The organism is Chryseobacterium salviniae, from assembly GCF_035819015.1.
In the GTDB taxonomy this organism is placed as follows: Bacteria; Bacteroidota; Bacteroidia; order Flavobacteriales; family Weeksellaceae; genus Chryseobacterium; species Chryseobacterium salviniae.
Genome location: NZ_JAYLAA010000042.1, coordinates 28,512 through 50,013, shown reverse-complemented (window position 1 = coordinate 50,013; position 21,502 = coordinate 28,512). Strand labels below are relative to the sequence as shown.

At 37.6% G+C, this 21,502-nt stretch carries 23 protein-coding genes; 12 read left to right on the top strand and 11 right to left on the bottom strand.

The window, feature by feature from the left end:
- The first annotated feature begins 66 nt into the window (after positions 1–66).
- From SOP96_RS12595 to SOP96_RS12580, 4 genes are all read left to right on the top strand, one after another.
- On the top strand, positions 67–2,268 hold the full coding sequence (locus SOP96_RS12595; RefSeq protein WP_326321292.1) for a S46 family peptidase: 2,202 nt from the start codon (positions 67–69) through the stop codon (positions 2,266–2,268).
- Positions 2,269–2,359: 91 nt separating this feature from the next.
- On the top strand, positions 2,360–2,836 hold the full coding sequence (locus tag SOP96_RS12590) for a YdeI/OmpD-associated family protein (RefSeq protein WP_326321291.1): 477 nt from the start codon (positions 2,360–2,362) through the stop codon (positions 2,834–2,836).
- Between the two features lie 215 nt (positions 2,837–3,051).
- Positions 3,052–3,336 carry a hypothetical protein gene (locus SOP96_RS12585; protein ID WP_326321290.1) on the top strand — a complete coding sequence of 95 codons (285 nt, stop codon included), beginning with the start codon at positions 3,052–3,054 and terminating at the stop codon, positions 3,334–3,336.
- Positions 3,337–3,390: 54 nt separating this feature from the next.
- Positions 3,391–4,242 (top strand): GLPGLI family protein, encoded by an 852-nt coding sequence (locus tag SOP96_RS12580; protein WP_326321289.1) that lies wholly within the window; start codon positions 3,391–3,393, stop codon positions 4,240–4,242.
- A 121-nt stretch (positions 4,243–4,363) separates the two neighbouring features.
- Here SOP96_RS12580 and SOP96_RS12575 read toward each other — a convergent pair whose 3' ends face one another.
- The 7 genes from SOP96_RS12575 to SOP96_RS12545 form a co-directional block, all read right to left on the bottom strand.
- On the bottom strand, positions 4,364–4,621 hold the full coding sequence (locus SOP96_RS12575; RefSeq protein ID WP_326321288.1) for a hypothetical protein: 258 nt from the start codon (positions 4,619–4,621) through the stop codon (positions 4,364–4,366).
- 96 nt (positions 4,622–4,717) lie between these two features.
- Positions 4,718–5,404, bottom strand: coding sequence for a hypothetical protein (locus tag SOP96_RS12570; protein WP_326321287.1), 687 nt, complete (start codon positions 5,402–5,404; stop codon positions 4,718–4,720).
- Between the two features lie 46 nt (positions 5,405–5,450).
- On the bottom strand, positions 5,451–6,986 hold the full coding sequence (locus SOP96_RS12565) for a YifB family Mg chelatase-like AAA ATPase (protein ID WP_326321286.1): 1,536 nt from the start codon (positions 6,984–6,986) through the stop codon (positions 5,451–5,453).
- A gap of 102 nt (positions 6,987–7,088) precedes the next feature.
- A complete protein-coding gene (locus SOP96_RS12560) occupies positions 7,089–8,060 on the bottom strand; it encodes a T9SS type A sorting domain-containing protein (RefSeq protein WP_326321285.1) in 972 nt (323 codons plus the stop codon).
- 26 nt (positions 8,061–8,086) lie between these two features.
- On the bottom strand, positions 8,087–9,448 hold the full coding sequence (locus tag SOP96_RS12555) for an outer membrane beta-barrel protein (protein ID WP_326321284.1): 1,362 nt from the start codon (positions 9,446–9,448) through the stop codon (positions 8,087–8,089).
- Complete coding sequence (locus tag SOP96_RS12550; RefSeq protein ID WP_326321283.1) at positions 9,441–10,007, bottom strand: RNA polymerase sigma factor; 567 nt, start codon at positions 10,005–10,007, stop codon at positions 9,441–9,443. The genes SOP96_RS12555 and SOP96_RS12550 overlap by 8 nt, the downstream gene beginning before the upstream one ends.
- A 97-nt stretch (positions 10,008–10,104) precedes the next feature.
- Complete coding sequence (locus SOP96_RS12545; RefSeq protein ID WP_326321282.1) at positions 10,105–10,680, bottom strand: DUF4840 domain-containing protein; 576 nt, start codon at positions 10,678–10,680, stop codon at positions 10,105–10,107.
- A gap of 213 nt (positions 10,681–10,893) precedes the next feature.
- Between SOP96_RS12545 and SOP96_RS12540 the strand changes: the two genes are divergently transcribed.
- The 5 genes from SOP96_RS12540 (at position 10,894) to SOP96_RS12520 (ending at position 14,151) form a co-directional block, all read left to right on the top strand.
- Complete coding sequence (locus SOP96_RS12540; protein ID WP_326321281.1) at positions 10,894–11,241, top strand: tRNA-binding protein; 348 nt, start codon at positions 10,894–10,896, stop codon at positions 11,239–11,241.
- Positions 11,242–11,254: 13 nt separating this feature from the next.
- Entirely contained in the window at positions 11,255–11,953 is a 699-nt protein-coding gene (locus SOP96_RS12535) for a 3'-5' exonuclease (protein WP_326321280.1), read from the top strand.
- Between the two features lie 9 nt (positions 11,954–11,962).
- Complete coding sequence (locus SOP96_RS12530) at positions 11,963–12,289, top strand: SUF system Fe-S cluster assembly protein (protein ID WP_029296148.1); 327 nt, start codon at positions 11,963–11,965, stop codon at positions 12,287–12,289.
- 159 nt (positions 12,290–12,448) lie between these two features.
- On the top strand, positions 12,449–12,838 hold the full coding sequence (locus tag SOP96_RS12525; protein WP_326321279.1) for a hypothetical protein: 390 nt from the start codon (positions 12,449–12,451) through the stop codon (positions 12,836–12,838).
- An 11-nt stretch (positions 12,839–12,849) separates the two neighbouring features.
- Positions 12,850–14,151 carry a C2 family cysteine protease gene (locus SOP96_RS12520; RefSeq protein WP_326321278.1) on the top strand — a complete coding sequence of 434 codons (1,302 nt, stop codon included), beginning with the start codon at positions 12,850–12,852 and terminating at the stop codon, positions 14,149–14,151.
- 56 nt (positions 14,152–14,207) lie between these two features.
- On the opposite strand, the gene SOP96_RS12515 is transcribed toward SOP96_RS12520, so the two are convergent.
- Positions 14,208–15,044 (bottom strand): sulfurtransferase, encoded by an 837-nt coding sequence (locus SOP96_RS12515; protein ID WP_326321277.1) that lies wholly within the window; start codon positions 15,042–15,044, stop codon positions 14,208–14,210.
- 149 nt (positions 15,045–15,193) lie between these two features.
- On the bottom strand, positions 15,194–16,042 hold the full coding sequence (locus SOP96_RS12510) for a hydroxymethylglutaryl-CoA lyase (protein WP_326321276.1): 849 nt from the start codon (positions 16,040–16,042) through the stop codon (positions 15,194–15,196).
- A gap of 188 nt (positions 16,043–16,230) precedes the next feature.
- Here SOP96_RS12510 and pepT point away from each other — a divergent pair, with 188 nt between their 5' ends.
- Positions 16,231–17,478, top strand: a complete 1,248-nt coding sequence (gene pepT, locus SOP96_RS12505) for a peptidase T (protein ID WP_326321275.1) — start codon at positions 16,231–16,233, stop codon at positions 17,476–17,478.
- Between the two features lie 267 nt (positions 17,479–17,745).
- Here pepT and thiL read toward each other — a convergent pair whose 3' ends face one another.
- Positions 17,746–18,801 (bottom strand): thiamine-phosphate kinase, encoded by a 1,056-nt coding sequence (gene thiL, locus SOP96_RS12500; RefSeq protein ID WP_326321274.1) that lies wholly within the window; start codon positions 18,799–18,801, stop codon positions 17,746–17,748.
- A gap of 54 nt (positions 18,802–18,855) precedes the next feature.
- The gene (locus tag SOP96_RS12495) at positions 18,856–19,350 is read right to left on the bottom strand and encodes an acyl-CoA thioesterase (protein WP_326321273.1); all 495 of its coding nucleotides are present in this window, start codon (positions 19,348–19,350) and stop codon (positions 18,856–18,858) included.
- Between the two features lie 200 nt (positions 19,351–19,550).
- Between SOP96_RS12495 and SOP96_RS12490 the strand changes: the two genes are divergently transcribed.
- Positions 19,551–20,753 (top strand): BaiN/RdsA family NAD(P)/FAD-dependent oxidoreductase, encoded by a 1,203-nt coding sequence (locus SOP96_RS12490; RefSeq protein WP_326321272.1) that lies wholly within the window; start codon positions 19,551–19,553, stop codon positions 20,751–20,753.
- Between the two features lie 95 nt (positions 20,754–20,848).
- Entirely contained in the window at positions 20,849–21,487 is a 639-nt protein-coding gene (locus SOP96_RS12485; protein ID WP_326321271.1) for a DUF2306 domain-containing protein, read from the top strand.
- Positions 21,488–21,502: the final 15 nt, after the last annotated feature.

The window sequence follows — 21,502 nt, the reverse complement described above, 5'->3', positions numbered from 1 at the left end:
GTACCATTCAAAGCCCAGAATACGGTAAAAATTAGTAAATTAGCGACACAAAAATTATTTTATACAATGAAAAGAATACTTCTGCTATTCACTTTCCTTTTAAGTTTTGCGCAAATGAGGGCAGACGAAGGAATGTGGTTGTTAATGCTTGTTAAAAGACTCAATGGTGTCGATATGCAAAAAGAAGGCTTGCATCTTACACCGGAAGAAATTTATTCCGTAAACAATTCAAGCTTAAAAGATGCGATCGTGAGCTTCGGAGGATTCTGTACGGGGGAAATTGTTTCCGGGCAGGGCCTTATCTTCACCAACCACCACTGTGGTTACGGCGCGGTAGCGGCGGCTTCCACTCCGGAAAAAGATTATTTAAAGAACGGATTCTGGGCAATGAAACAGAAAGACGAATTCAATGCTAAAGATCTGTACGTAAGATTCTTAGTGAGAATGGATGACGCTACGCAAAGAATCAATTCCAAACTCAACAACAACATGTCTGCTGCAGAAAGAAAAGCTGTGATCGATGCTGAAACCAAAGCGATCCAGTCCGAAAACTCTGAAAACGGAAAGTACACAGTAGTCGTAAAAGATTTCTTCAACGGAAACGAATTTTATTATTTTGTTTACCAGGATTATAAAGATATCAGACTGGTAGGTGCTCCGCCTTCCGCATTAGGGAAATTCGGGGGTGATACAGATAACTGGGAGTGGCCAAGACACACTGCAGACTTCACGGTTTTCAGAGTGTACGCAGATGCTGCCGGAAACCCCGCAGAATATTCTCCAAGCAACATTCCGTTAAAACCTAAACATTTCCTTCCTGTTTCTTTGAAAGGAGTAAAGCCCGGAGATTTCTCCATGATCTTAGGATATCCTGGAAGAACCAACCGTTACCTTACTTCTTACGGAATCCAGCAGATGGTTAACAAAGATTATCCGGCTTGGGTGGAAGCTTCTAAATTAGCGATGGACGTGATGAAGAAGTACATGGATAAAGACAAAGGAACCCAGCTGAACTATGCTTCTCAATATGCATCTGTAGCCAACTACTGGAAAAACAGACAGGGAACAATTGATGCCGTCATTAAAAACGGAACCATTACCGATAAGCAAAAAGTAGAAGAGCGATTCAAAACATGGGCATTGCAGCCGGAAAATCTTGCCGAATATGAAACGGTATTAGAAGATATCGGCATTTATTACAAGCAGACTTCAGACAGAAATGTTGAGAGAATGTACATGTCCCAGCTTTCAAGAAATGCTAAATACTTTTCTTTGGCTTTACAAGTAGGAAGCGTGCTTAAAGCATATGCAGATCAGGACTTGAATGGCAGACTTGCCATGAAACCAAAAGTAGATGCCGCTTTGAAAAGTGCTTACGAAAACATCAACACCAAGCTTGAAGGTGAAATGCTGAACTCTATGGTTAATCTTTACCAGACCAGAGTAAACAAAGATGTGGCTTCTGAAACCATCATGGGACTTGATGCGAAAAATCTTTCCAATGTTGCGTATTCTTCCATTTTTGCCAACAAAACATCAGCAACCAATTTTGTGCTGAATCCTGATAAATTAAAACTCGATGCAGATCCGCTTTGGAAAATTGCCAACGGGCTGGTTGCAGACCAGCGAGCTTCTGCAGAAAGATTCGTGAAAATTGATGATAATTTTGCTAAAAACAACAGATTATTCTTAGCAGGATTAATGAAAGCAATGCCTGAAAAGAAATTCTACCCGGATGCCAACTCTACGATGAGACTTACGTACGGAACAGTGGATACCCTGCCAATAAGAACAGACAGAAACTATTTTGGTGTTACCGAAAACTATTATACCGATATGGCAGGTCTTGTAGGAAAATATAAGAAAGGGGATGAAGAATTTGACCTTCCACAGAGAGTAATCGATCTTTATAATCTGAAAGATTTCGGTCAGTACGCCGATGCTAAAGGATATATGCCGGTTAACTTCCTTTCCAACAATGATATTACAGGAGGTAACTCCGGTTCACCGGTCATTGATGCAGACGGAAACCTTATCGGTATCGCTTTCGACGGAAACAGCGAAGCATTAAGCGGAGACATCGTTTTTGAACCGGAATGGCAGAAAACCATTAACGTAGACGTTCGTTTCGTTCTTTGGACAATTGATAAGTACGCCGGTGCAAGAAGACTGATCGACGAGTTACAATTGGTAAGAGATGAAAACACACCTGCAGATACCAAAACAAAAATGCCTAAAGCAACACCAGCCAAAGGAAAAAGAAAATAATCTTTAATGATATATTTTTTAAACCGCGAAAGTTTCTTTTGCGGTTTTTTTTGTTTTTAATGAATAAATTAGCTCTAAAATTTTATTCCTGATGAAACCTCAACCGATTCAATTCAACGCCCTTATTAAACAGCACGGCACCATGAATGCCGCCTTTGTAGAATTTCCTTTTTCTACCGAAAAATTATTTAATAAAAAAGGACAGGTAAAAATCAAAGCCGTTTTCGATGACAAAGTAGAATACCGCGGAAGCCTTGCCAAAATGAAATCCGACTGCCACATCTTAGGCCTTACCCAGGAAATAAGGAAACAACTTGGAAAGAATTTCGGAGATGAAATTTCTGTCAGCCTTACCGAAGACAAAGAAGAAAGAACCGTGGAAATAGCCGATGATATTCTTACCGTCTTTAATGAAAACCCCGAAGCAAAGGCTTTTTTCGACAAAATGAGCTATACGCACCGTAAAGAATACATCCGCTGGATCAACGAAGCTAAAAAGCCAGAAACCCGGGAAAACAGGAAGGTCAAAATGATTGAGATGATTTTGGAGGGGAAGAAGGGAGTTTAGAAGCAAATAAAATTTGTTGTTTTATCTCTTCAGGTTGATGAATAAAATCTTGCTTGTATAATGTGGCAATATTCATATAAGATTTATGGTTATTTTTTAGTTCTTATTAGGAATTAACATAATAAAAAGTTAATTTTCATTATTGCAAAAAGTAAAATATTTTATAATTTGTTTTCAGATTGCAATCTAAAATTAATTAATTTAAAATTTTAACGATGAAAAAAATTTTCTTTATTGCTGCTCTTAGTGTAGCAGGACTTATTAGCGCAAAAGGTAACGCTGATAAAAAAACAATCAAAAAATCAATAAACACTGAAAAGAAAGCTATCAGTAAAAAAGCTTCTAAAAAAATTAAGGCAGCTGTCTATAATTGGATTAGAGTAACATCTCCTTGTGGAGCTGTGTATTATTTAGAGGCAAGTGATTACAGCAGTTTGGATTCATTTGTAAGTGATGTAGTTTATTTTAATTTACAAAAGTGTGGATACCCTCTAGCATAAAAAAATAGGACGGATATTCAGTCCGTCTTGTTTTTTAGATAAAAATTAAATTTGATGAAACTAATTAAAATTAAATTTATACCCGTTCTTTTCGTTTTGCTTTTTAACTATGCTAAAGCTCAAGACACTACATTTCCTGATAATTTCACACTTCAGGCTCCAAAATATCAAGTGAAAGCGTATGGTAAAAGTAATTTAAATATTTACTATCAGGTAAAATTTTCTAACAATATTGATATTCCGGAAAGTAAGAAAGAAACTCTCTGCATTTTACAACTGGATAATAATTATTCTAAATTTAGTGATTACAAAAGTATTCAACAAGATTCTATCACTGAGAAATTCAGTCATCAAGAAAGAATTGGGGGGAAAGAAATCAATCAACTTCTTAAAGTGAAAGAAATATGGACCAGTGTTGTTTTTAAAAATAAACTTACCGATAGTTTGATTGTTCAGGATAAGGCCAAAGATAGATATCAATACGAAGAGAAAATACCTGTTTTTAAATGGAATATGGGTGGAGAAAAGAAAATAATTTTGGGGTATGAATGTAAAAAGGCAAAAACACAATATAGAGGTCGGGAATATACTGCTTGGTACACTGATAAGATTCCTGTTAATAATGGACCTTACGTATTTGGAGGATTACCGGGTCTGATCCTTGCAATTGAAGATGATAAGAAACATTTCCAGTTTGAAGCAGTTGCTGTAAACCAACAACCAAATGATATTTATGTTCGAAATGACAAAAGTATCTATAAAGTAACAAGAGATAAATTTAGAAAGGTTTTACAATCATATCATGATAATCCTGGATTTTTTCATGGCAAAGCTTATAATATTGACGGTTCTCAAATGTCTGTAAAGTCTAATCCTCTACCTTATAACCCTATTGAATTAGAATAATATGACTGCCTCCAAGCAGTCTTTTTTGTCGAGTATCAGTTTTTAGATGGGTTGATTAATGACAAAATCCATTCAATAATTAAATCTGAAGTAATGTCTAATTCTTCTGTGATTATTTTTATCATAAAGATTTAACTTTTGAAAAAATGGAATCACGAAATTTTTTCTCATCTATCACATAATCCTTGGGAATATCTATATCATATATTATTTTATCATAATAAAGCGGTGGAAGTCCAACTTTTTCCCTAAGCAAATCTACATTCTTAATATCTTCGACAGGATATATATCGTATTGTGCTTCAGCACCATATCTTTGTTTCCCTTTTTTTGATATATGGTAATCGTCTTCAAACGCAACAAAAAAATCTCTATCCAAATTTCCCTTTTCAATTTCAGAATTAAGATAAGGCTTGAAAAAATTCCAGACAAAGTTACTTTCATTATATGTTCCTCTATGATGCCAAAGCAGTATTCAACCATTTTCAAAATATCCGTATCTTTTTGTGATATCAATATATTTTTGCATATTTAATGAATCTGTATTTTCCATTAACTTAAACTTTAGATTTTCAAGATTTTTATCTTTAAAGTTTACATATCTTCCATATTTCTCAATACCTGAAGAATCTTTTTTATTGACTGCATTAATATAATTAAATAACATTTCCCCTCCTTCTTCATCACTAACTCCTAGATAATAATTAGTTAGAGACCTAACATATTGATCTTTTGTAACAAGTTGCTCTACTTCCAGATAAGCAGATATATTTTTTAGATGAAAATAATATTCTTTTAACAGGTTATCATATGAAGAGTTGATTTTCTTAATTAATTTTGAATTTTTATAGGGAGCTAATTTTGGGTAAGTATTTATGAGTTCTAATGGTACTTTATATTTAGTAATTGATTCTTTTAAATATGATTCTGCGATTTTTACTTTATTGAGTTTAAATGCTACAGAAGCTGCTGTTAGCAATTCATAAGAAGTTTGTGCGGGAGCATATTTAAATGCTTTTGTAAAGTATTTTAATGATTGATTATAATTTTTGTCATATAAGCTGACTTGTGCAGCATATACAAGATAATTACGCTTATCTCTGTTATTTTGGGCATGACATATTTTGACCAACAGAATGAAAATAATTAAGAGTTTTTTCATATAACTGAAATTAAATGAATAGAAATAAAATAAGAAGGAAAAACAATCACCCATTCCAAAACTCCCGATCCAAACTCCTGTACTGTATCGCTTCCGAGACGTGATACGAAAGGATGTTTTCAGATTCTTCCAAATCTGCAATCGTTCGGGCTACTTTAAGGATACGGTCGTAGGCTCTTGCCGAAAGATTAAGCTTTTCCATGGCGGTTTTGATGAGGCTAAATGACGTTTCATCCAGATTACAGTACTGTTCAATTTCTTTGGGACCAATCTGTGCATTATAGCTTATTTTCAAATCTTTATAGCGTTCTCTTTGAATTTCTCTGGCTACCAAAACACGTTTTCTGATATCCTCACTTTTTTCACCTTTTCTTCTTTCCGCTAACTGTTCAAATTCCACTTTCTGCACTTCAATATGAATATCAATCCTATCCAGAAGCGGCCCGGAAAGCTTATTCATATACCGCTGCATTTCGTAAACGGAAGAAGTATTATTGGGATCATCAGGGAAAAATCCGCTCGGACTGGGATTCATCGAAGCGACCAGCATAAAACTTGCGGGATAATTAACCGTAAATTTAGCTCTGGAAATTGTCACTTCCCGGTCTTCCAGAGGCTGCCGCATCACTTCCAGCACGGTTCTTTTAAATTCCGGCATTTCATCCAGAAACAATACGCCATTGTGTGCAAGAGAGATCTCTCCGGGCTGCGGATAGCCACCACCACCTACAAGTGCTACATCAGAAATCGTATGATGCGGTGCACGGAACGGCCGAACCGTCATCAGTGAAGTTTCCGTTCCCATTTTTCCCGCCACGGAATGGATCTTTGTGGTTTCCAACGCTTCTTTTAAACTGAGCGGAGGCAAAATACTGGGAACTCTTTTGGCAAGCATGGTTTTTCCGCTTCCGGGAGGCCCGATTAAAATAATATTGTGTCCGCCAGCTGCTGCAACTTCCATTGCCCGTTTGGCTGTCTCCTGCCCTTTCACTTCTGAAAAATCAAACGGGAAGTCATTAATTTTTTCCTGAAATTCTTTTCTCGTATCGATTTCAATTTTCTCCAGCGGTTTGCCTTCGTTAAAAAAATCAATCACTTCTTTTATATTTTCGGCGGCAAAAACATCGAGATTATTTACAATAGCAGCCTCACGTGTATTCTGCTTTGGAAGAATGATTCCTTTAAATCCTTCTTCTCTCGCCTGTATGGCAATCGGCAAAACGCCTTTCACCGGCTGTAAGGTTCCGTCGAGAGAAAGCTCTCCCATAATGATATAGTCCTGAATATTTTCGGCAAGAATCTGGTCGGAGGCAGCAAGAATTCCGATGGCAATGCTGAGATCGTATGCAGCACCCTCCTTACGAAGATCGGCAGGTGCCATATTGATAGTAATTTTCTTTCCGGGAATTTTATAGCCTACATTTTTCAGCGCGGCAGAAATCCTGTAGCTGCTTTCTTTAATGGCATTATCGGGAAGCCCTACCAGGTGATAGCCTACTCCTCCGGTGTCTACATTAACTTCAATCGTAATGGTTTGCGCCGAGACGCCGTGTATTGCACTTCCGTAAATTTTAATCAGCATCGTCTGTGTTTTGATGCAAAAATAAAATATTTTTTCTAAAAGAAAAGCCCGGAATCAACTCCGGGCCTTTCAATCAAATTAAATCCAAAATATCTCAAAAAATTACTTCTTGATGAACTTATTTTTATACACTTTACCTTCCGCAGATTTAGATATAATAATGTAGGTTCCCGGGACAATTGCACTTACATCTATAGCTTCAAAGAATTGGTGATTCTTTTTTTGCAGGATCAGTTTTCCGGACATATCGATGATGGAAACTTCAGGATATTTATTATCAGATTCTTTTCCGATATAAATAACCTGGGATGCTGGATTCGGATAAACGCTAAGGTTATTTTCCTCCGGTTTGATTTCTCCCGTCCCGAGATTGGAGCAGAAGCTGTAGGTTCCGAAATTTAAGGTAATGAAAGCAAAATCCCCCAGCATCTCGCACTGATCCGGACAATATTCCGTACAGGCATAAAATCCGAAAGTTCCCGAACTGGTTGCGGTATAAGAATCTCCTGTTTCACCGGGAATGATACAAGGATCTGAAGGCGACGGAGGATTGCTTCCCGGAATACATTTAAACCATGTATGGATGCCGTAAAGCTGTGGAAAACCATCATTAAGCTGTACCGAAGCACCATCACACACATTATACACTCCAGGTGCGGTTTCTTCAAAAGTTCCCGGCTGGAAGTCTGCCATCATAAATGGAAGGCCATATGCATAGCCGTCTGCAAGAACCGGCGCGCTTTGTGCCGTACAGTCATTCTGCGTTACCTCAACCTTGAAATAATACAGCATGTCATCATTTCCGTTGATGGTTAACGTCTGAGAGGTAGCTCCGGGAATGGCTACCCACGGATTGTTATTCGGCGTTTGCCAGTCCCACTGCTGTTTGTACCATTGATACGTTCCGTACGTCTGGGTAGTGGAAAGGGTTTCTGTCTCCGTATTGCAGAAAAGAATTTTTTCGGCAAACATGGCTCCTAGTCTCGGACTGGTAATTTCCGGGGTGCATTGCTGTGCTTTCAGCTGAAAAAAAATTAACAATAAAAAGCTTAAAAAAATTAGTTTTGTTTTCATATATAATTATTTTGTGATTTGAAATTTTAATCCACTACTATTCTTACTCCGAACTTTACATTAAAATTTAGCGGTTTTTCTTTATAAATGGTTTTGAGCGAACTGTTGTCTTTAAAATGGTACCCAATTCCCGGTTCTGCAAAAATCCCGATATTTTTTACCACTCTGAGCTGAACACCTGCAGCCGAATTCACCGAAACCTGAATCGGCTTTTCTCGGATTTCTTCTTTTGTATCCTGCTTGACTGTTCCATCTACAATATATTTCGTCTTAATATTGCCGGAAACTGCCTTTTCAATAGTGCCTCCAGCTGTTACATAGCCTGTAAAAGCTCCTTTCTGAATAATATTGTAATTTACCTGAACCGGAATTCCCACATAATGAATATTCTGCTCACTGCTGATGAAATCCGACTGGCTTCCGGAGGTTAGCTCTGCCGAAAGCCTGGTATAATTGATCCCAGTTCCGATGCTCCATTTTTTTCCTACATTTTTATAAACAGAAACGCCAAAAGTAATGGGTGTTTTATGCTTAATGGTGGCATCCACCTTTTTATCCTGATTGGCCAAAAGAATGGACATTAGCGGATCTTCACCGGATCCGAGACTCCAGATTTCAGGAAGAGTTGGCGTGGCTCCAGTGAGTGTGGCGTAACCCGGAAACTGATCGGAAGAACCCGAAGAGGCGTTGGCCGTTCCGAAACCAAGCATCCAGTTTCTTTTAATTTTGTTGAAAGCCAATTTCTTCGTTTTCTCAGCTTCCTCTTTCATTTTTCTTTCTTCTTTTGTCAGGAGTATACTCTTCTCTTTCTCTTCAACAAAAGGATTTTCCGAAACGGTTTCGGCATCTTCTTTTTGAGCTAATTGGTTTTCAGAGAAAGTTTTATTTTGGAGGTTAATTTCTGATTTGCTAACCTGATAAATCCCTGATGAAAGTTTCATTGTCGGTAAATAATCTTTAAAATATTCATGTATTGAATTTCCCTTTTTCAATCCTTTTTGTTTAGAGCTAAACAACTGTTTATCAATTTCTTCAATTGAATGAGAATTGGTTGGTTTAGTAATATTTTCGTTCTTAAAATCTTCTCTTGCAGTATATTGCTTTTTAAATTCTGGTTTATGTCTTTTTCCGGTAAAATCAAATAACCCGCCCAGAATCAAGAATAGAATAACTGCCGCTGCAACACCTACAATACGATACATTAGCGGCCGGTTAAACTCAATAACAGCCTTCTGCGCTTTGAGGCCGTTCGGAACGGGACCGGGAATTTTCTCGGTCTCATCTTCCACAAATAATTCTTCCCTGATATTTCTCCACAATCCATCAGGAATATCTTCTGTGTGATCCTCCATTTTCATGCGCAGATCATTTAACCAATCATTATTCATATTGCGCTGTTTTAGACATTTTATATTCTTTTATTTTCCGGGCAAGCATTGATTTGGCCCTGTGAAACTGTGATGCGGAAGAGTTTTCTGCAATTCCCAGTATTTCAGCTATCTCTTTATGGCTTTTTTCTTCAAAAACAAAAAGGTTAAAAACCGTTCTGTAACCATCGGGAAGCGCACGGATCATTTCCATGATTTCCTGTTGTGAAATTTCTTCCAGGTCCGGTTCTTCTTCCATTTCAATATCCGCAATATCATTTTCATCAGCTATTATTTTAAAATCTGAATTTTGCTTAATATGCTGTAATGATTCATTGACTGCAATTCTGGTGATCCAGGCTTTCAGGGAACCATTTCCCCGGTATTCAAAGGAATCTATGGAACGAAACATTTTAATGAAGCTGTTTTGTAAAACATCATTTACCTCATCCCGATCAATGATATATCTCGAACATACATAGGCAAGACTTCCTGAATGAGCTTCAAAAAGCTCTTTCCAGGCCGCTTCTTCTTTCTGTAAAAGGCGGCTTACCAAAATTTGTTCGTTGTTTTCTCTCATTGATTTTTATGACATTCCTGCCGGTTCGCCATCATTTAACATAATACAAAGATAGGCTGCCTCAATTTGAAGCGTGCCTATCTGGAAAAACTACTATTTACTTTTTTATACTAATCGGAACTTCATACTTTATCACCTGATAAGGAGCGACATCTGTTCCTCCAACGGTTATTTTTTCTGCCTCCCAAACAAATCTCAATGAATTATCATATCCCACATAAAATCCTTTCTGCTTGGCTGTCATTTTCACAGCAACACTTTTTGTTACTCCTCCTACAGGAATCTGAAATGCCATAACCTGAGGTTCTAAAGCAAGTTCTACCACATTTTGATCAATATTCAGCTTGGATTTAAATTTTATTGTGTATTCCACTTTTCCAAGATGGGCTAAAACCGTATCAGCTTTCGCAGGATCTGTTATAATCGTTTTTACGATCTCTCCCGCCGGAAAATCTTTAAAAGTAATCAGGCTGTCTTTAGCATTAAAATCAATGATTTTTTCATTGCTTTTTACTCCCTGTGAAGTTATCAGTCGGGCTCTGTAGTTGCCGTTCACATCACTCAGTTTTACGGGAACAGGCATATATTCATCATCCATACAGGATACTACTGACATTCCTGTTACGGCAATTGCAGCAAGCATCAGGAAACGAAGTACTTTTTTTATCTTCATTATCTTAAATTTTAGTATTAAACATTATCATTGAGTACTCATTCTATAAATTCCGGTTTTGGATAAATCTTGCACGGAAATCACAAAAAAAATTTAAAAAATATTTAACCACCTGATTTTTAGCCATAAAATTTTATTTGCAATATGCTGTAAGTTTCTTTATTTTAATACTTTTGTTAGAAAAGCTGAAACAAAATAATAAATCAATACATCATGACCATTAAACCTGAAATCTCATGGGCAGATTTTGAAAAAATTGATATCAGATGCGGAACTATACTTTCGGCAAATGATTTCGAAAAAGCCAGAAACCCTTCTTACCAGCTGGAAATAGATTTCGGAGATCTCGGAATTAAAAAATCGTCTGCACAAATAACTTCATTCTATAAGAAGGAAGAATTAATCGGGTTACAGGTTCTTGCGGTTGTTAATTTCCCTAAAAAGCAGATTGCCAATTTCTTCAGTGAATGCCTTGTTCTGGGCGTTTATGGAGAAGACAAAACAGAGGTTACTTTACTAACGCCATCATTGCCGGTAAAAAACGGAATGCAGGTAGGATAAAATAAAAAAACAAATGATACAGCACATTCCTATAGAAAGAATTTTATTTATTGATATTGAAACGGTTCCGGGCTCAGAATCCTGGGAAGAGCTTCCTGAAAGCGAGCAGATGCTTTGGGATAAAAAAACAAAATTCCAGAGAAAAGATGAAATTTCAGCACAGGATTTTTATTCGGAAAAGGCAGGAATTATGGCCGAATTCGGGAAGATTATCTGCATAACGATCGGGATGCTTGAAAAGAATGACACCTTAAAAATTAAAAGTTTTGCAGGACATGATGAAAAAAAGATTTTGCTGGAATTTGGCGAAATCTTCAACAGCCAAAGGCTTCGGGAAGTAATTCTGTGCGCCCACAACGGAAAAGAATTTGATTTTCCCTGGATTGCGAGAAGGTTTCTTATTAACGGAATAATGCCTCCGGTCCCGTTTCAGATGTTCGGGAAAAAGCCTTGGGAAATTCCTCATATTGATACGATGGAACTCTGGAAATTCGGGGATTACAAAAGTTTTGTTTCCCTGGAACTGCTGGCTCATCTCTTCCAAGTTCCTACCCCGAAAGACGATATTGATGGCTCAATGGTTTCATCAATCTACTACATAGAAAAAGACTTGCAAAGAATAGTAGAGTATTGTGAAAAAGATGTCTTAACTTTGGCGAATATTTTCCGGCGCATGCGTCAGGAAGATTTGTTGAAAAGGTATATCAATTGAGATTAAAAAATGAAATTTACAGACGATCAGATTGCTGACATTGGTGAAGAGATCATCAACGTCTTAAAAACCGTATATGACCCTGAAATTCCGGTAGATATCTATGAATTGGGACTGGTTTACGATGTTCAGATTTCCGATGATGCGGACGTTAAGATTATCATGACGCTTACCACGCCCAACTGTCCGGTTGCCGAAACGCTTCCTCAGGAAGTAAAAGATAAGGTAGCAGAAGTAGAAAACGTAAAAAGTGTTGACCTGGAGCTTACCTTCGAGCCAAGCTGGAATAAAGATATGATGAGTGAAGAAGCCAAATTTGAATTGGGAATGCTTTAATTGCTTGCTAAAAATTTTTGAATTTAATATTATTTAAATAATAGCTGTTTCATTTGAGACAGCTTTTTTTATTTCCGTTTTTTCCCCATACACATTTCGTAAAACCACTAATACGCAGAATATCAAACTCCTATAACTTTGGTTTCAGAAATCAACAGTATGAAAGCCAATACCATTATCGTATCATTTAACAACGGAAGTGTTCCTCCGCAGTATGCGTACCGATATCAGATTACGTTTTCCGAAGAGAACGGAATTGCCGAACTGAAAATCTTCAAAGGATATGACACCGATGAGAAAATAATTGTATCTGAACAAAAGAAATTTGATACGGAAATTTTTCTTCAGCTTCTTTCTTTATTAAACAAAATAGAGAATTCTCAAAAAAACCAGGCCATGGTAGGAGGAAGCGAAAGGATAATCGAAGTCAATTCAAAAAAAATTATCATCAAACCTGGTGATGATGTCGGAATTTCTTTGTTCAACCGCTTTTTAGAACTGTACAGTAGTGATTTTCAAAATCAAATTAACAACAACCTTAATCTTTAAAACCAATTATCATGGACCAAGCACCTAAAGAAATGTTTGTAGGAGTCATTAATCCTTACGCATTAACCGAAGCCATCACAGGAAGAAAATTCGACTGGAAAGATGCAAAATCTTACCAGATTCTTGAAGAAACCCTGGAAACCAACTATTCGGAACTTTTCGACATTAAATTCAATTCTCCTTTGTATGCAGGATTGGAACTTGCTAAAGACAACACCGTACGCGCCCTGAAATCTGACGAAATTAAAGTAAGAGCAACTGATAAGCTCGAATCTGTAAACCTCTCCAATATCAAAACACTTAATGACCTTTCCAATACCGGTATCAAAGACCTTAATGCTATTTCCGTAAAAAATGCAAGGCTGGACAAAGGCGATGTAAAAATGGTACTGAATATCCCGAAGCTTAATAATACCATCAATAACAAGCTGATTTCTCCTTCCATTAAAAACATTATTTTCGGACAGGGAAATGCAAACGGATGGACACCGGCAGGAACAGCTTGGAGCGACAGAGGAAATTTCTTCAATGATGTTACCGAATATAACGACCCGATTCAAGGCGCGGTAGGAAACTGCTATTTCATTGCCGCAATTTCAGCAATTGCATGGGCAACACCTTATATGATTGAGCATAAAGTAAGAGCCACCGGAACGGGAGAAACCGACCGCACCAATGCGATTCAGTTCTTTACAAAAGGCGGGGGAAAAGATGCCGCAACAAAACTTGTAGAAGTGACTGACAACACAATCATTAATGCTTCCAATAACCCTGTTTACTGCAGAAGCAATGATGCAGGAGAAATTTGGCCAGCCGTTTATGAAAAAGCTTTTGCAAAATGGATTACAAATGTAAATCATGACAAGCCGGACATTACCCAAACTGCTTACGGAGATCCGGCAAAGGCTATTGCACAGCTTACCAACAAGACACCCTATTATTATAATACCTCATCAAGAACTGCGCTTGAGCTTTTCGGAGTGGTAAGGGAAAATTCAATGAGCTATAAAACTTTTAATCCGATGGTTGCATGGACGTACGGCTCCGGAAAAGATTATACCGGATCCAATATCGTAGGGAACCATGCCTATACCGTTTTGGGATGGTCTACATTCAATAACAAAAATTATATTATTCTTAGAAATCCATGGGGCGTTACAGAACCAAACGGTTTAAATTCTTACCAGGGACTGATCAGCTTTTTCGACGGAAGTTTCTGGAGACCGATTAACATGATTGGAAACGATGGCGTTTTTGCACTGGAAATCAATGCGTTTAAAAATTATTTTGCCGCTTTGGGTGTTGCAAAATAAAAACGGATAACGTTTAATTAACCTTAAGCTTTCACAGAGTTTCTCTGTGAAAGTTTTTATATTTCCCTTGCAATTTCTTTTCCTTCCCTTCTGCTCCATTCGCTCCAGGAACCTACATACAGAGACGGGATATCAAAACCGGCATGATGCAAAGCTAAAATCGTATGACAGGCCGTCACCCCGGAACCGCAGTGAATGATTAGATTTTCAGATTTACCTTCCAATAATTTTGAATATTTTTCCTTTAAAATTTCAGGTGAAAGGAAATTGCCGTTTTCATCAAGATTTTCCGAGAACGGAATATTGATGGCCCCCGGAATATGCCCGGCAACGAGATCTATCGGCTCAGATTCTCCTCTGTAACGGTACGCATCCCGAACATCTATTACCGTTGAATCATTTTTTATCAATTCATTATCAACATCTTCCAAGGTTGAAATTGGAAGAAACCATTTTTCTCTTTTAATGATTTCAGACCTTTCAAAAGTCTCTTCACCGGAAGAAAACTCAACACCCTGTTTTTCAGCGTTCTGAAAACCGCCGTCCAAAACCTGCACCTTTACAAGTCCGAAAGCTTTCAGCATCCACCAGGCTCTTGTGGCAGCATTAGCCCCGTTTTTGTCATCATAAATGACAATGTGTGTATTCTCTGTGATTCCAAGGCCGGAAAGCGTTTCTGCAAATCTTTTAATATCCGGAAGCGGATGTCTTCCTCCGAACGCAGCGTCTTCACCAATTTCGGCAAGATCCTTATCGAGATCAATAAACCTTGCTCCCTTAATATGCTTATTCAGATAATTTTGGTAAACATCTTTTCCCACTCTTGCATCAAGAATAATAAGGTTTTCTGTAGGAAGATTTTTTAATTCGGATGGTGAGATGATGGGTGACATTTTTTTAATTTATTTTAAAATTAAGTTTAGGCTAAAGCCAATTAGTTCTGAATAGTAAGGCGGGCTAAAGCCCGCCCCAATTAATTTTTAATTTATTAGAAATCTTCGACAAGAATGATTTCCTCACAAATGATTAAAATATTTGTCATTTAAAAATGGAAAATATCCTTTGCTTTATTATAGGCGCTTTCAAAATTCAACAGGTTCAGTTTGTGTTCTGCTTTTTCTACGCTCATGAAGTTGATTACCTGTTCAGTAGGCATATTTCCCACCAAATCATCTTTCGCCATCGGACAGCCACCAATTCCTTTAATGGCACTGTCGAACCTTCTGCAGCCCTTGTCGTATGCCGCTTTTAATTTAGAATAAGAATCTTCATAACGGTTATGAAAATGTCCTCCGAAATTGATCTCCGGATATTTTGCAGGGATCTTTTCAAACAAAAGCGTGATGGTTTCCGGCGTTGCAACTCCAGTAGTATCAGAAAGTAAAATATCTTTAATTCCTATTTCCGAAAAGCGCTGCGCCCAGAAATCAACATCTTCCCATTTCCACATCTCTCCGTAAGGATTTCCAAAAGCCATTGAAAAATAGATATTAAGCTGTTTATTTTCACTTTTTACCAGTTCCAGCATTCTGATAATTTCGTTAAAAGCTTCTTCCTGGCTCTTATTGGTATTCCTGTGCTGAAAAGTTTCAGAAATAGAAAACGGAAACCCTATAATATCTACTGATTGGTGTTTCAGGGCTTTTTCGGCACCGCGGTAATTCCCGATAATGGCAGAAACTTTCGTATTGGATCTGGATTTATCAATATTCTCCGCAACTTCGGCAGAGTCGGCCATCTGCGGAATTGCTTTCGGAGAAACAAAGCTCAGGCAATCCAGCACATCAAAACCAACATCCATCAGGGAATTGATATAATCTATTTTTTTATCTGTGGGGATGAATTCTCCCCAACCCTGCATGGCATCGCGCGGACATTCAGTAAGGAACATTTTATACTTTTAGATTTGCTCAAATATAATAAAACTAAACTATTTAATTTCTTCACAAACAAATCTACCATTATTTTGATTCTCAAATATTTATATATCATTTATAATTTCGATTAGGGATATCAGCTTACAAATAACCTATTCTGAGCCGTAAATTCGTTAACTTTGCCCACAAATTTATATGAATAATGAGCGCAATAGAATTCAACCCGCTATGGAAAGAAAAGTTACTGAACCGTTTTCTTACGTATGTTAAAATATATTCAACCAGCGATGCCGAAAGTGAAACCACTCCTTCTACGGAAAGACAGTGGAATATCGCCAACTATATTGCTGAAGAACTGAAAACAATTGGTCTTGAAGAGGTATCTATCGATGGAAATGGGTATATCATGGGTTATGTTCCTTCAAATCTTGAAAATAATGACCAACCCACTATAGGATTTATTTCGCATTATGACACTTCCCCGGATTTCAGCGGAGAAAATGTAAAGCCTCAGGTTTGGGAAAACTATGACGGAAGTGATCTTGTTTTAAACCGGACAACCGGGTTTACCTTATCCCCTTCAAAATTTGAAAGCTTAAAAAAATACATCGGCCAGACGTTGATTACGACGGACGGAAATACGTTATTAGGAGCAGATGACAAAGCCGGCTGTGCGGAAATTGTAACCGCTGCGGAATATTTAATTGCGCATCCTGAAATCAAGCATGGAAGAATTGCCGTAGGATTTACGCCTGATGAAGAAATAGGAAGAGGAGCTCACAAATTTGATGTGGAAAAATTCGGGGCAGAATTTGCCTATACGATGGATGGCGGTGAAGTTGGAGAACTGGAATATGAAAACTTCAATGCAGCAGGAGCAGTGGTAAAAATCCATGGACTGAGTGTACATCCTGGTTATGCTTACGGTAAAATGGTAAATGCGGCTTTATTAGCTTCCGAATTTGTCCAAATGCTTCCTGCAAACGAGACTCCGGCAACAACAAAAGGATTTGACGGCTTTTATCATTTAATGGATTTAAACGCAGATATTTCCGAAGCTAAACTTCAATACATCATCCGAGATCACGATGCCGACAAATTTGAGGCAAGAAAGAAAGTCATGGAAGAAAAAGTTGCTGAATTTAATCAAAAACACGGTGAGGGCACTGCGGAAATTGAAATTAAAGAGCAATACAGAAACATGAAGCAGCAGTTTGAAGGCAAAATGTACATCATCGACCGTGCAGCAGCAGCCATGAAAGAAGCAGGAATTGAACCGAAAATCAAAGCCATCCGAGGAGGGACAGACGGTGCACAGTTGTCTTACATGGGACTTCCTTGTCCGAATATTTTTGCGGGGGGAATCAATTTCCACGGACCGTATGAGTATGTGGCTCTGGAAAGTATGGAGAAAGCGATGGAAGTAATCATTAATATCGTAAAGGCGTAAAATACCAGAATATTTTAACCAGAATCAACTTTGTCAAAGTTCAGAACTTTGACAAAGTTTTTTATTTATAAGAGCTTTAAATCTGATATTTACTATGTTTCAGCTAAAAACCCAATAATAGATCAAAGCCCAGACAGCAGCAAAAAATAAAGCAACCCTGAATGTATCTTTTAAGTTTTGATGCTGTTTTTTAACATAATGCCTATAGAGGGTGACTATTAAAAATGTAATAACAATTAAAGTGGGAGTACTGTAAAAGTCAGCATGCTAGTTTGAGTTTAAAAAAGCATCCCAACCCTGCGCCGTCAAGGCAACCAATTGATTTGATCCTCTTGCCACCATAAAATTTCCGTCTTCTTTTTCAACAGCATGACCAATGATGGTAAAGTCCGGATGATTTTTAATTTTATCAAAATCTTTCGCAGAAATGGTGAACAGCAATTCATAGTCTTCTCCTCCGCTTAAAGCCGTTACCACAGGATTTAAATTAAATTCATCTGCCGTGGAAATCGTAAGGCTGTCCATCGGAATTTTCTCTTCGTACAATCTGAATCCCACTCCGGACTGATCCGAAAGGTGAAGAATCTCTGAAGCCAGCCCATCCGAAATATCGATCATAGAAGTCGGCTTGATATCCAGCTGCTCCAAAATGCCCTTTACATCGGTTCTTGCTTCCGGCTTCAGCTGTCTTTCAAGAATATAATCGTAGCCTTCCATTTCAGGCTGCATATTCGGATTGGCTAAGAAAACAGCATGTTCCCTTTCCAGGATCTGGAGGCCCATGTAAGCGCCCCCCAAATCTCCGGTTACCACTAAAAGATCATTTGGTTTTGCACCGCTTCTTTTCACCAAATTTTCATTATTCTCCATTCCGATTGCGGTGATGCTCATGACAAGGCCAGCGTTGGAACTCGTTGTATCTCCACCAATTAAGTCAATTTTGTATCTTGCGCATGCTGCCTGAATTCCGGAATAAATTTCCTCTAATGCTTCCACCGGAAACCGATTGGAAACGGCAAGCGAAACAAGAATCTGAGTTGGTGTCGCATTCATCGCTGCAATATCGCTCAGGTTTACGACAACTGCTTTATAACCCAAATGCTTTAATGGGACATATCCCAAATTGAAATGCACGCCTTCAGCCAGCACATCTGTTGTAAGAACTACTTTTTTGTTTTCAGGATTAATAATTGCCGCATCATCCCCTACTCCAAGCTCTGAGGAGCTGTTAGAAATAGAAAACTGTTCGGTAAGGTGTTTTATCAACCCAAATTCTCCTAATTTAGAGATCGGTGTCAATTCCTGTGATTTATCTTCAAACATATTTTTAATATAAGTAATGAATAGTGAGTAATTTTAAATTTTACACTCAAAACTTTAAACCGTAAATTCAGCCGGATCAATATTATGCGGATGGAAAGGGAATTTTTTAAAATCCTCTTTCGAGAGCACAACCGTGTCCGGAGTTTTATATTTGTTCATCGCTTCCACAACATCATCCGGCGGAGTTGTCATTTTTCTGAGCATCATATCGATCCAGACTCCTGTGGCTTCGGAAGTTGCACAATGCACTCCATCTGGCGTATAAAACTTATGAAGAAATCTGTAGATGGAAGAATCTTCTGAACATCCGTCGATTTCCACGCTTACAATTACCGTCTGATCGGCATAAATTTCTTTAAAAAACGAATAGCGTTCATGAAGGATCACCGGCCCGATTCCCCATCTGCTCAATTGGGTGACACCCATTTTTTCTTTGGTCATAAATGCCATTCTTGCCTGTGCACAGTATTGTACATAGGATGAATTGGCTAAATGTTTATTGGCGTCAAGATCGCTCCAGCGTACTTCGAATTTGTGGTAGAATATCATTTAAACTTTCTTTATAAGATGAACTTAATTTAATTAACCGTGCCATTTTATTAAAGATTGACTCATTCTGACGGCTTTTACGGTTAATAATTTTCACTTTTAAAAATGAAATATTACATTCCTCAAAATTACTCAAATAAGATGGTTTATAAAAATTGTAGTTTTGCAAAAATAATCCTGAGCATAGGATTACAAGGAATATGAAACAAATCATCATTATCGGGGGCGGCGCCGCAGGATTTTTTTGCGCTGCCAACCTTGACGCAACGCAGTATAAGATCACTATTCTCGAACAGAATTCGGATGTTCTCCAGAAGGTCAAGATTTCGGGAGGAGGCCGCTGCAATGTCACCCATGCCTGTTTTGACCCGAGAGAACTGGTGCAGTTTTATCCGCGTGGCAATAAGGAATTACTGAGTGTCTTCACCCGTTTTCAGCCGGGAGATACAATGGAGTGGTTTGAAAACCGAAAAGTTTCGTTAAAGATTGAAAATGACAACCGTGTTTTCCCGGAAAGCAATTCGTCGCAAACAATTATAAACGCGATGCTGGAAGAAATTCGAAACAAAAATGTTGAAGTTAAAACCAAATGCTCCGTTAAAGAAATTGAAAAACAGGATGAAAAATATGTGGTAAAAACCAGTCTGGGTGATTTTGAGGCAGATTATGTTATTTATACTACGGGAAGTTCTCCAAAGTCTTTAAAGATAATTCAAAATTTAGGGCACAAAATTGTTGATTTAGTTCCTTCATTATTTACTTTTAATATTAAAGATGATTTGTTGAAGGATTTGGCGGGAACAAGCTTTGAAATGGCAGAAACTTCCATTCCAAAATTAAAAACTGAAGAAAGCGGCCCGCTGCTGATAACACATTGGGGCCTTTCCGGGCCTGCGATTCTTAAAATTTCTGCATGGGAAGCGGTTAATCTGGCGAAGATGAAATATAATTTCGAAATTGAGGTTAATTTTATTTCAAGATCAATTGATGATGCGGAAGAATTATTTCAGCAATTCAAGCAATCCAACCCAAAAAAAACAATCGGACAGTCGAAAATTTTTGATATAACGAATCGTTTCTGGCAAAAAATCCTGGAAGTATCAAACATTGATTTTAATAAACAGGCAGCTAATATTTCGAAGAAAGAAATGGACAGAATGATTGAAAATCTCTGCAAAAAGAAATTTCAGGTCACCGGAAAATCAACGTTTAAAGATGAGTTTGTAACGGCCGGAGGCGTTGATTTAAAAGAAATTAACTTTAAAAATATGTCCTCTAAAATTTTACCTAATTTTTACATTGCCGGAGAAGTCCTGAACATTGATGCCGTAACCGGAGGCTTTAATTTTCAGGCGTGCTGGAGTGAAGCGTGGCTGATTGCGCAGGATTTGAATTCTAAATAATGTAAACACGGATTGCACGAATCTTTTTTCACTAATAACACAAATTATTGATGACCATTGTGTAAAATTTGTGATATTAGTATTTAAAAACAAAAATGCTTTCACTCAAAAAAAATATTTCAAACACGTTTAAAATCCTTCTGATGATCGGGTTTGGATATTTCTTTTGGCTGATGCTTAAAATCACGCTGGAATATATTCCGTTACGCTCCGATGTGAGTTTTTTGATGATCAAACAAACGGAAGTTACCAACAGACCGGAATATTTATACTTTTTTTATACACACGTTTACACAAGCATTTTTGTACTGTTAAGCGGATTTTCAGCAATCATAAGAAAAGATTTCGGAATCAGGAATTTCCATAAAAATTTCGGAAAATTTTACATTTTCCTAATTCTCATTTTTGCGGCGCCATCCGGAATTTACATAGGGATATTTGCCAACGGCGGCATCTATTCTAAAATTTCATTTGTTATATTGGGCTGTTTATGGTGGTTTTCTACTTTTAAGGCCTATCAATTAGCCCGGCAGAAAAAATTTAAAGAACATAAGCATTGGATGTGGCGGAGCTTTGCCCTTTCACTTTCTGCGGTTACATTAAGAATGTGGAAAGTAATAATGGTATATTTATTTCATCCGAATCCGATGGATGCCTACCAGATCATCGCATGGCTGGGTTGGATTCCGAACCTTTTGCTCATTGAATATTTAATTGCTAAAAAATATATCTGAATTAAATCAACACTA

Coding starts and splice junctions, on each gene's coding strand:
- SOP96_RS12550 (WP_326321283.1), bottom strand. CDS start 10,007: ATGAGAGAAAACAACGAACAAATTTTGGTAAGCCGCCTTTTACAGAAA.
- SOP96_RS12595 (WP_326321292.1), top strand. CDS start 67: ATGAAAAGAATACTTCTGCTATTCACTTTCCTTTTAAGTTTTGCGCAA.
- SOP96_RS12560 (WP_326321285.1), bottom strand. CDS start 8,060: ATGAAAACAAAACTAATTTTTTTAAGCTTTTTATTGTTAATTTTTTTT.
- SOP96_RS12540 (WP_326321281.1), top strand. CDS start 10,894: ATGACCATTAAACCTGAAATCTCATGGGCAGATTTTGAAAAAATTGAT.
- SOP96_RS12525 (WP_326321279.1), top strand. CDS start 12,449: ATGAAAGCCAATACCATTATCGTATCATTTAACAACGGAAGTGTTCCT.
- SOP96_RS12580 (WP_326321289.1), top strand. CDS start 3,391: ATGAAACTAATTAAAATTAAATTTATACCCGTTCTTTTCGTTTTGCTT.
- pepT (WP_326321275.1), top strand. CDS start 16,231: ATGAGCGCAATAGAATTCAACCCGCTATGGAAAGAAAAGTTACTGAAC.
- SOP96_RS12590 (WP_326321291.1), top strand. CDS start 2,360: ATGAAACCTCAACCGATTCAATTCAACGCCCTTATTAAACAGCACGGC.
- SOP96_RS12545 (WP_326321282.1), bottom strand. CDS start 10,680: ATGAAGATAAAAAAAGTACTTCGTTTCCTGATGCTTGCTGCAATTGCC.
- SOP96_RS12490 (WP_326321272.1), top strand. CDS start 19,551: ATGAAACAAATCATCATTATCGGGGGCGGCGCCGCAGGATTTTTTTGC.
- SOP96_RS12570 (WP_326321287.1), bottom strand. CDS start 5,404: ATGAAAAAACTCTTAATTATTTTCATTCTGTTGGTCAAAATATGTCAT.
- SOP96_RS12485 (WP_326321271.1), top strand. CDS start 20,849: ATGCTTTCACTCAAAAAAAATATTTCAAACACGTTTAAAATCCTTCTG.
- SOP96_RS12585 (WP_326321290.1), top strand. CDS start 3,052: ATGAAAAAAATTTTCTTTATTGCTGCTCTTAGTGTAGCAGGACTTATT.
- SOP96_RS12530 (WP_029296148.1), top strand. CDS start 11,963: ATGAAATTTACAGACGATCAGATTGCTGACATTGGTGAAGAGATCATC.
- SOP96_RS12510 (WP_326321276.1), bottom strand. CDS start 16,042: ATGTTCCTTACTGAATGTCCGCGCGATGCCATGCAGGGTTGGGGAGAA.
- SOP96_RS12555 (WP_326321284.1), bottom strand. CDS start 9,448: ATGAATAATGATTGGTTAAATGATCTGCGCATGAAAATGGAGGATCAC.
- SOP96_RS12515 (WP_326321277.1), bottom strand. CDS start 15,044: ATGTCACCCATCATCTCACCATCCGAATTAAAAAATCTTCCTACAGAA.
- SOP96_RS12565 (WP_326321286.1), bottom strand. CDS start 6,986: ATGCTGATTAAAATTTACGGAAGTGCAATACACGGCGTCTCGGCGCAA.
- SOP96_RS12520 (WP_326321278.1), top strand. CDS start 12,850: ATGGACCAAGCACCTAAAGAAATGTTTGTAGGAGTCATTAATCCTTAC.
- thiL (WP_326321274.1), bottom strand. CDS start 18,801: ATGTTTGAAGATAAATCACAGGAATTGACACCGATCTCTAAATTAGGA.
- SOP96_RS12535 (WP_326321280.1), top strand. CDS start 11,255: ATGATACAGCACATTCCTATAGAAAGAATTTTATTTATTGATATTGAA.
- SOP96_RS12495 (WP_326321273.1), bottom strand. CDS start 19,350: ATGATATTCTACCACAAATTCGAAGTACGCTGGAGCGATCTTGACGCC.